General features: G+C 70.3%; 9 protein-coding genes. 2 read left to right on the top strand and 7 right to left on the bottom strand.

What is annotated here, in order from left to right; translation table 11 throughout:
* Positions 1-48 precede the first annotated feature (48 nt).
* Positions 49-393 carry a hypothetical protein gene (locus ACSW7Y_RS14210; protein WP_438126899.1) on the top strand — a complete coding sequence of 115 codons (345 nt, stop codon included), beginning with the start codon at positions 49-51 and terminating at the stop codon, positions 391-393.
* Between the two features lie 119 nt (positions 394-512).
* On the opposite strand, the gene ACSW7Y_RS14205 is transcribed toward ACSW7Y_RS14210, so the two are convergent.
* The 7 genes from ACSW7Y_RS14205 to dut form a co-directional block, all read right to left on the bottom strand.
* The gene (locus ACSW7Y_RS14205) at positions 513-773 is read right to left on the bottom strand and encodes a type II toxin-antitoxin system RelE family toxin (protein ID WP_438126898.1); all 261 of its coding nucleotides are present in this window, start codon (positions 771-773) and stop codon (positions 513-515) included.
* Positions 770-1,027, bottom strand: coding sequence for a type II toxin-antitoxin system prevent-host-death family antitoxin (locus ACSW7Y_RS14200; protein ID WP_438126897.1), 258 nt, complete (start codon positions 1,025-1,027; stop codon positions 770-772). The genes ACSW7Y_RS14205 and ACSW7Y_RS14200 overlap by 4 nt, the downstream gene beginning before the upstream one ends.
* 31 nt (positions 1,028-1,058) lie before the next feature.
* The gene (dxs, locus tag ACSW7Y_RS14195; RefSeq protein WP_438126896.1) at positions 1,059-2,999 is read right to left on the bottom strand and encodes a 1-deoxy-D-xylulose-5-phosphate synthase; all 1,941 of its coding nucleotides are present in this window, start codon (positions 2,997-2,999) and stop codon (positions 1,059-1,061) included.
* Between the two features lie 198 nt (positions 3,000-3,197).
* Positions 3,198-6,041: an aconitate hydratase gene (locus tag ACSW7Y_RS14190; protein WP_438126895.1), complete on the bottom strand. Its 2,844-nt coding sequence runs from the start codon at positions 6,039-6,041 to the stop codon at positions 3,198-3,200.
* A 129-nt stretch (positions 6,042-6,170) separates the two neighbouring features.
* Positions 6,171-7,019, bottom strand: coding sequence for a DUF3159 domain-containing protein (locus ACSW7Y_RS14185; protein ID WP_438126894.1), 849 nt, complete (start codon positions 7,017-7,019; stop codon positions 6,171-6,173).
* Between the two features lie 17 nt (positions 7,020-7,036).
* The gene (locus ACSW7Y_RS14180; RefSeq protein WP_438126893.1) at positions 7,037-7,756 is read right to left on the bottom strand and encodes a DUF3710 domain-containing protein; all 720 of its coding nucleotides are present in this window, start codon (positions 7,754-7,756) and stop codon (positions 7,037-7,039) included.
* Positions 7,753-8,244, bottom strand: a complete 492-nt coding sequence (gene dut / locus ACSW7Y_RS14175; protein ID WP_438126892.1) for a dUTP diphosphatase — start codon at positions 8,242-8,244, stop codon at positions 7,753-7,755. The genes ACSW7Y_RS14180 and dut overlap by 4 nt, the downstream gene beginning before the upstream one ends.
* A 78-nt stretch (positions 8,245-8,322) precedes the next feature.
* On the opposite strand from dut, the gene ACSW7Y_RS14170 reads away from it, so the two are divergent.
* The coding region (locus ACSW7Y_RS14170) for a DUF3093 domain-containing protein (RefSeq protein WP_438126891.1) at positions 8,323-8,737 on the top strand (415 nt) is incomplete at its 3' end.

The raw sequence follows: 8,737 nt of genomic DNA, 5'->3' as shown, positions 1-8,737 counted from the left end.
ACGTCGCACCCACGCGCCGATCGCCGCCGTCCGGCGTAGCGTGCAGCCATGCGGCAGGAGTGGTGGGCACCGAGGACGACGAACCGGCCGTCGGTCGTCGTCCCGGTCCCCCTCGCCCTGGTGCCGTCGCTGCTCCGGCGAGCGGTCGATGCCGTCCCGGGTGCCGCCGCGATGGAGATCCGCGACGACGGCGCCGTGGTCGGACGCCGCACGTCGTTCGCCCTCCGCGCAGAGAACATCGTCTTCGCGTTCCACCGGGAAGGACTGTCGTCCTCACGCGTCGAGATCCTCCGCGAAGGACGCGACGGGCTCGACGCCGGACGCGTCCTGTTCGTCAGCCCGATGGCCCGCGCGATCCTGCGCGAGCTCGTCTCCGCGGCCAGCACCGTCTGACGCCGCCGCACGACGTCGAACCACCTCTGCGACATCGAACCATCCGCTCCGGCTGGTTCGATGTCGCGCACGTGGTTCGAAGCCGCCGGCCCGCCGGCCCGCCAGCGCGGCCTCGGCGCTCACCGGTACACCTCTCGTCGATGGGCAGCACGGACCACGGTGACGAGCAGCAGGTCGTCCTCGACCTCGTAGATCACCCGGTGGTCACCCACCCGGATGCGCCAGGCAAGTTCAGTGCCGCTCAGTTTCCGAGATCCAGTCGGCCGAGGGTCGTCGTGCAGTCCCTCGATGGCGTCGAGCAAGCGCGTCCGGACGTTCTTCGGGAGCTTCCGGATCGCTCTCGCTGCAGCAGAGGTGAACTCGACGCGGTACCGGCTCACGCCTCCCCGCGGAGGTCGTCGAAGGAGACCCGACGCCCGTCGTCCTCAGCCTTCGCAGTCTGGTAGGCGCGGAGATCCGCAGCGTCTTCCAGCTGCTCGAGGAGTTCAAGGTCGTCCAGACCGATGACGACGCCGGCGACCTTCCCGTTCCGGGTCACGGCGATGCGCTCGTGGCCGAACGTTGCGCGCCCCATGACGGCAGCGAGCTCGGCACGGAACTCCCTTGTCGTGAGCGATGCGGAGATGCTGTTCATGTGCACACTGTAGTGGATGTGTACACAATGATCAACGGTCGGCGGAACTCGTCTGCCGCGACCGCGCTGGCTTCGCCTGCGGCACCTTCGTCCCGACGACCTGGTCGATCACGTCCCGCGCGATCGCCTGCGCCGTGAGCCCGACGTCCTGCAGGATCTGCGACCGCGATGCGTGGTCGATGAACTCGTCCGGGAGCCCCAGCTCGTTCACGCCGGTGTCGACCCCTGCTGCACGGAGGTCCTGCCGCAGCCGGGTCCCGACGCCCCCGACCCGCACGCCGTCCTCGATCGTGATCACGAGCCGGTGGTCGCGCGAGAGGTCGATGAGCGACGCCGGGATCGGTACGACCCACCGTGGGTCGACGACCGTCGCGCCGATGCCCTGCGCCTCGAGCAGCGCGGCCGCTTCGAGCGCGACCGGGACCATCGACCCGACGGCGACGAACAGCACGTCGGGCTCCTGGTCGGCCGACGGGGAGCGGAGCACGTCCACTCCGTCGGCAAGGCGACGCTCAGCGGGGATGTCCGGCCCGACCTGCCCCTTGGACCACCGCAGCACGGTCGGGGCGTCGTCGACGGCCACGGCCTCGCGGAACTCCTCGCGGAGGGTCGCAGCGTCGCGGGGCGCGGCGATCCGGACGCCGGGCACGACCTGCAGGAGCGCGAGGTCCCACATGCCGTGGTGCGAGGGGCCGTCGGGCCCGGTGATGCCCGCGCGGTCGAGGACGAACGTGACGCCGGCCCGGTGCAGGGCGACGTCCATGAGCACCTGGTCGAACGCCCGGTTGAGGAACGTCGCGTAGAGCGCCACCACGGGGTGCAGTCCGCCGTACGCCAGACCGGCAGCGGTGGTGACCGCGTGCTGCTCGGCGATCCCGACGTCGATCACCCGGTCGGGGTGCTGCTCCTGGAAGAGGTGTAGCCCCGTGGGGCGGAGCATCGCGGCGGTGATCGCCACGATCTTCTCGTCCGAGGCCCCGACCGACGCCAGCGTCGAGGCGAAGACCGAGGTCCACGAGGGCCCCGACGACACGTCGAGCGACTCCCCCGTCTCCGGGTCGATGTGCCCGACGGCGTGGAACTGGTCGGCCTGGTCGCGGAGCGCCGGCTCGAACCCGTGGCCCTTCTCCGTGATGGCGTGCACGATCGTCGGCGCCCCGTAGGCCTTCGCCTGACGGAGTGCAGCCTCCATCGCGCGCTGGTCGTGCCCGTTGACGGGGCCGATGTACTTGATGTCGAGGTTCGAGTACAGCGCCTCGTTGTTCGTGAACCGCGACAGGAAACCGTGCAGCCCGCCGCGCATCCCCCGGTAGAACGCCCGGCCGGGAGCGCCGAACCGCGAGGCGACGGCCTGCGACTTCTCGAACAGCGCGCGGTACTCGCGCCGGGTCCGGACCGAGCTGAGGAAGCGCGCCATGCCGCCGATCGTCGGCGCGTAGGAACGCCCGTTGTCGTTCACGACGATGACGAGGCGGCGGTCGTTGCTGTCCGAGATGTTGTTGAGCGCTTCCCAGGTCATGCCGCCCGTGAGTGCCCCGTCCCCCACCACGGCGACGACGGTCCGGTCGGCCTGTCCGGTGCGCTGGAACGCGCGGGAGATGCCGTCCGCCCACGACAGCGACGACGACGCGTGCGAGGACTCCACGATGTCGTGCTCGGACTCGCTGCGCTGCGGGTAGCCGGCGATGCCGCCCCGCTCCCGGAGCCGCGAGAAGTCCTGCCGACCGGTCACGAGCTTGTGCACGTACGACTGGTGCCCGGTGTCGAAGACGAAGGGGTCGTGCGGGGAGTCGAAGACCCGGTGCATCGCGAGGGTCAGCTCCACGACGCCGAGGTTCGGCCCGAGGTGCCCGCCGGTCTTCGCGACCTCCGCCACCAGGAACCGCCGGATCTCCGCGGCCAGGTCGGTCATCTGCGCGTCGGACAGACGCTTGAGGTCGCGCGGCGACGTGATGCTCGAGAGCAGGTCCACGGGCGCTCCTTTCGTGGGGCAGGCCCCCACACTATCCGCGTGACCGGACGACGGACTGGAGGCCCTTGGCGGTGTCGCCCCTCCCTCGCAGGCTCGGTCGGCGCGCCCCACGTGGCGCTGGCGCGCCACCGCTCAGCGGGGCGCGCCAGTCCGTCATGTGGTCGCGTGAGCGACCCGCGCGCGCGTCGCGCGCCGTGCTCAGACGAGCGAGCGGAGCACGTACTGCAGGATGCCGCCGTTGCGGTAGTAGTCGGCCTCTCCGGGGGTGTCGATGCGGACGACCGCGTCGAACTCGACCGTCTGCTTGCCGGCGGGCGAGTGCTCGCTCGGCTCGGCCGTGACGTGCACGGTCTTCGGCGTCCGGCCCTCGTTGAGCTCGGTCAGGCCCGAGATCGACACGACCTCGGTGCCGTCGAGCCCCAGCGACTCGACCGTCTCGCCCGCGGGGAACTGCAGCGGGACGACGCCCATGCCGATGAGGTTCGAGCGGTGGATGCGCTCGAAGCTCTCGGTGATGACCGCCTTGACGCCGAGCAGGTTCGTGCCCTTCGCCGCCCAGTCACGGGACGAGCCGGAGCCGTACTCCTTGCCGCCGAAGATGACGAGCGGGATGCCCTGCTCCTGGTAGTGCTGCGAGGCGTCGTAGATGAACGACTGCGCGCCGTCGGGCGTCGTGAAGTCACGGGTGTAGCCGCCCTCCACACCGTCGAGCAGCTGGTTGCGCAGGCGGATGTTCGCGAACGTCCCGCGGATCATCACCTCGTGGTTACCGCGACGCGAGCCGTAGGAGTTGAAGTCCTTGCGGTCGACCCCGTGCTCGGCGAGGTACTTGCCCGCCGGGCTGTCGGCCTTGATCGAACCCGCCGGCGAGATGTGGTCGGTCGTGACCGAGTCGCCGAGCTTCGCGAGCACGCGGGCGCCGGAGATGTCCGAGACCGCGTCGGGCTGCATCGTCATGCCCTCGAAGTACGGGGGCTTCCGGACGTACGTCGACTCGCTGTCCCACTCGAAGGTGTCGCCCGTCGGGGTCGGCAGGTTCTTCCAGCGGTCGTCGCCCTCGAACACGGAGCCGTACTCGTGGGTGAACATCTCGGTGTCGATCGAGTCGTCGATCACCTGCTGGACCTCACCGGCGTCGGGCCAGATGTCCTTGAGGAAGACGTCGTTGCCGTCCTGGTCCGTGCCCAGGGCGTCGTTGTCGAAGTCGAAGTGCATCGAGCCGGCGAGGGCGTACGCGATGACCAGCGGCGGCGACGCCAGGTAGTTCATCTTCACGTCCGGGTTGATGCGGCCCTCGAAGTTGCGGTTGCCCGACAGCACCGCGGTGACGGCGAGGTCGTTGTCCTGCACGGCCTGCGAGATCTCCTCGGGCAGCGGGCCCGAGTTGCCGATGCAGGTGGTGCAGCCGTAGCCGACCGTGTAGAAGCCGAGGTCTTCGAGGTAGCTGGTGAGACCGGCCTTCTCGTAGTAGTCGGTGACGACCTTCGAGCCGGGCGCGAGGGTGGTCTTCACCCACGGCTTCGCCTTGAGGCCCTTCTTCGCGGCGTTCCGCGCGAGGATGCCGGCGGCCATCATGACCGACGGGTTCGACGTGTTCGTGCACGAGGTGATCGCCGCGATCGCGACGGCACCGTGGTCGATCGTGAACGCATCGCCGTCGCCCACGGTGACGCTCGTCGGCTTCGTGATCGTTGTGGGTGCGCTCGAGACATGCGTCTCGGCAGGGGTCTCGGACGGCTGCGCGTACTCGTCGTCCTGCACGGCGTGCTCGTCGCCGGGGGCCGCGGCAACCGGGTCGGACGCCGGGAAGGTGTCGGCGACGGCCTTGTCCTGCTGCGAGTGGTCGGCCGTGGCGTAGTTCTCGAGGTCGACCTCGAACTGGTCCTTCGCCTTCGACAGCTCGATGCGGTCCTGCGGACGCTTCGGGCCGGAGATCGACGGGACGACCGTGGAGAGGTCGAGCTCCATGTACTCGGAGTACGCGGGCTCCACCGACGGGTCGTGCCAGAGGCCCTGCGCCTTCGAGTACGCCTCGACGAGGGCGATCTGCTCCTCGGAACGGCCGGTCAGGCGCAGGTAGTCGAGCGTGACGGCGTCGACCGGGAAGATCGCGGCCGTGGAGCCGAACTCGGGGCTCATGTTGCCGATGGTGGCGCGGTTCGCGAGCGGGACCTCGGAGACGCCCTCGCCGTAGAACTCGACGAACTTGCCGACGACGCCGTGCTTGCGGAGCTCCTGCGTGATGGTGAGCACCACGTCGGTCGCGGTCACGCCGGCGGGGATCGAGCCCGACAGCTTGAAGCCGACGACCTTCGGGATGAGCATGGACACGGGCTGGCCGAGCATGGCGGCCTCGGCCTCGATGCCGCCCACGCCCCAGCCGAGCACGCCGAGGCCGTTCACCATCGTGGTGTGCGAGTCGGTGCCGACCAGGGTGTCCGGGTACGCGTACAGCTCGCCGTCGAACTCGCGCGTGTAGGTGACCTTCGCCAGGTACTCGATGTTGACCTGGTGCACGATGCCGGTGCCCGGCGGGACGACCTTGAAGTCCTCGAACGCGGTCTGGCCCCAGCGGAGGAACTGGTAGCGCTCACCGTTCCGCTCGTACTCGAGGTCCGTGTTGCGCTGCAGGGCGTCCTCGCGACCGAAAAGGTCGGCGACGACGGAGTGGTCGATGACCATCTCGGCCGGCGACAGCGGGTTGATCTTGTTCGGGTCGCCGCCGATCTGCGCCATCGCCTCGCGCATGGTGGCGAGGTCGACGATGCACGGGACGCCGGTGAAGTCCTGCATGACCACTCGGGCCGGCGAGAACTGGATCTCGGTGTCCGGCTCGGCGTCCGGCTGCCACGAACCGAGGGCGCGGATCTGCTCCTCGGTGACGTTCGCACCGTCCTCGGTGCGGAGGAGGTTCTCGAGCAGCACCTTCAGGCTGTACGGGAGCTTCTCGTGCCCGGGCACCGTGTCGATCCGGTGGATCGCGTAGTCGACACCCCCAACCGACAGCGTGTCCTTCGAGCCGAAGCTGTTGACTGCAGCCACTGTGCCGCCTCCCTGGTTGATCGGTGTGCCCCCATCCAAGCGGGCCGCAGAACGTCCCACCAGCAAGGCAAACCTAAACCCGCCAGCCCGCGAGGGTCCGGCGGAAAGTATCTCGATGTCGAGACAACTCTACACCGTGGCGGCGTCCTCGTCGTGCTTGAACACGGTCCGGACGAGCAGCCACGTCACCCAGAGCAGCGCGGCGTAGAGCGGGACACCCGTGATGAGCTTGATGCCCGCGAGCAGCTCGACCTGCGCGGTGAGGTACAGCGGGATCTCGATGAGCAGGCGGAGCGCGAACAGGCCGACCCACATCCAGGTCGCGACGGTGAGGACGCGGCGCTTCGCCGGGTCGGCGCGCCAGTCGGTCCCGGTGCCTTCCTCGTCCTGCGGCAGCAGCAGTCCGACGATCAGTCCGATGAGCGGGCGCCGGATCGCGAGCGTCACGAGCAGCACGACGAGGCAGACGGCGTTGATGAGGATGCCCGGGATGAAGTTGCTCTCGGCCTTCCCGGTCAACAGCGCGAGCCCCGCCGAGACCGCCACGCCGAGGATGCCCGCGAAGCTCATCGCGAGCGACTGCCGCTGGACGAGCCGGAGGACGACGAAGACGAGCCCGATCACCACCGGGATCACGACGCTCGGGACGAGTTCCTTCGTGATCGCGTACACGATGAGGAAGCCGAACCCGGGCAGCACCGACTCCGCGAGACCCCGGACGCCGCCCACCGCGGTGAGCAGGGCCCGGCCTGACGGGGCCTCACCCGGAGCGACCTGGCCGATGCCGGCGTTCCGGACCGCGTCACGCAGCTGGGCGTTGAGGGACAGCGGTTCCGCCCGCTCCTCCGCGAAGCGGTCGTCGGACGCCGGTGCGGCCGAGCCGGCCACGCGGCGGTCGGACGCGACCGGGTCCGAGCCGGCCACGCGGCGGTCGGACGGGACCCCGTCGGGTCGTGGGGTGTCGTCGTGGTCCGGCACCGTGCCTCCAGGCGGGGTCAGATCGCCGACTGCGTCGACTTCGGCATGTGCAGCGGGATGAGGTCGCGCGGCGGCATCGGGCTGGTGCCGCGGACGACGACCACGCTGCGGAACAGCTCCTCGATGTCGGAGGCGTCGTCCGGGGACTCCGCGGCCTTCCCGGCGATGACCCCGCGGAGGAACCAGCGCGGGCCGTCGACGCCGACGAAGCGCGCCGGGCGCACACCCTCGGTGATGCCGTCCTCGTTCGCGACCGGCACCTGCGCGCGGAGCTCCGGGCCGAACGGGCCGTCGACCTCGCTGACCTCGCCGCCCTGACGCTCGATCTGCTCGGCGATCTGGGCGCGGATCTCGTGCCAGAGACCGGTCGACCGGGGTGCCGCGAACGGCTGGACCTGGAGCGTCGATTCGTCGAAGTCGAGACCGACCGCGACGACGCGCTGCGAGCCCTCCTCGACCTCGAGGCGCAGGTGCAGCCCCTCGCGGGGCAGGACCTTCACCCCGCCGAGGTCGACGTAGGGGCGGACCAGGTTCGCCTCGGTCTCGTCGTGCGGGCCGTTCTCGGCGCGGTCCTCCGGGGCGGACTTGTCCGTCGGTGCGACCGCGTCCACCTCGTCGAGGTCGGCGTCGGCGTCCGTGGCGATGTCCACCTCGGGGGTCGTCTCGGCGACCTCCACCTCGTCGGCGGCGGCGTCCGCCACCTCGACCTCGTCACGCTTGCGGCGGCCGAACTTCATGCGCGGGTTCCTTCCTGGAGGTTCTCTGCGGCGCTGCTGACGGTACCGCTCCGGTCACCGTAGCCCGAGGAGCCGAACCCACCCTGGCCGCGGACGCTCTCGGGGAGCTCGTCGACGCGGGTGAACGTCACCCTGGGCACCGGCATCACGACGACCTGCGCGATGCGGTCGCCGACGTGCACCTCGTACGGTTCGGAGGCGTCCGTGTTGAGGAGCGCGACCTTGACCTCACCGCGGTAGCCGGCGTCGACGGTGCCGGGCGAGTTCACGATCGTGATCCCGTGCTTCGCCGCGAGTCCGCTCCGGGGCACCACGAACGCCGCGTAGCCCTCCGGCAGGGCGATGCGGAGTCCGGTCCCGACGAGACGACGCTCTCCGGGCTGCAGCACGAAGGCCTCGGCGGAGACGAGGTCGCCGCCGGCGTCCCCGGGGTGGGCGTAGTGGGGCGGGTTCTCCCCGGTCCAGAGGACGTCGACTGGTTCGGTCACGTGACGAGGGTAGTGCAGACCGTGACCGTTCCGTGATGTGCGGTCGGGACGCGGCCCGAGTCGTGGTGGGATGGTCTCGTGACCCTGTACCGCGAACGACTCTGGGCCCCGCCGGCGCTCTACCTGGCGACGGCCCTCGTGATCCCCGCCAGCCTGCTCGTCTTCCTCCCCATCAGCGTGCTGACCGGGGTGCTCGTGGCGATCGGGATGGAGATCGGCGTGCTCGTGCTCCTCTGGGCCCTCGCGCCGACCGTGGAGGTCACGGACACGGAGTTCCGGGCCGGCCGGGCACACCTCCCGCGGGAGCTCGTCGGCGAGGTCGAGGGCTTCACCGGCGCCGACGCCACGGCCCAGCGCGGGCCGCAGCTCGACGCGCGCGCGTGGACGCTCTTCCGCGGCTACGTCCGGGGCGTCGTCAAGGTCGAGGTCCGCGACGACGCCGACCCGACTCCCTACTGGCTGGTGAGCGTCCGTCGCCCGGACGAGGTGGTCG

This window comes from Curtobacterium flaccumfaciens, from assembly GCF_051548005.1.
Classification (GTDB): Bacteria; Actinomycetota; Actinomycetes; order Actinomycetales; family Microbacteriaceae; genus Curtobacterium.
The sequence above is the reverse complement of the archived record's forward strand: the minus strand, read 5'-3'. Positions and strand labels throughout refer to the sequence as shown.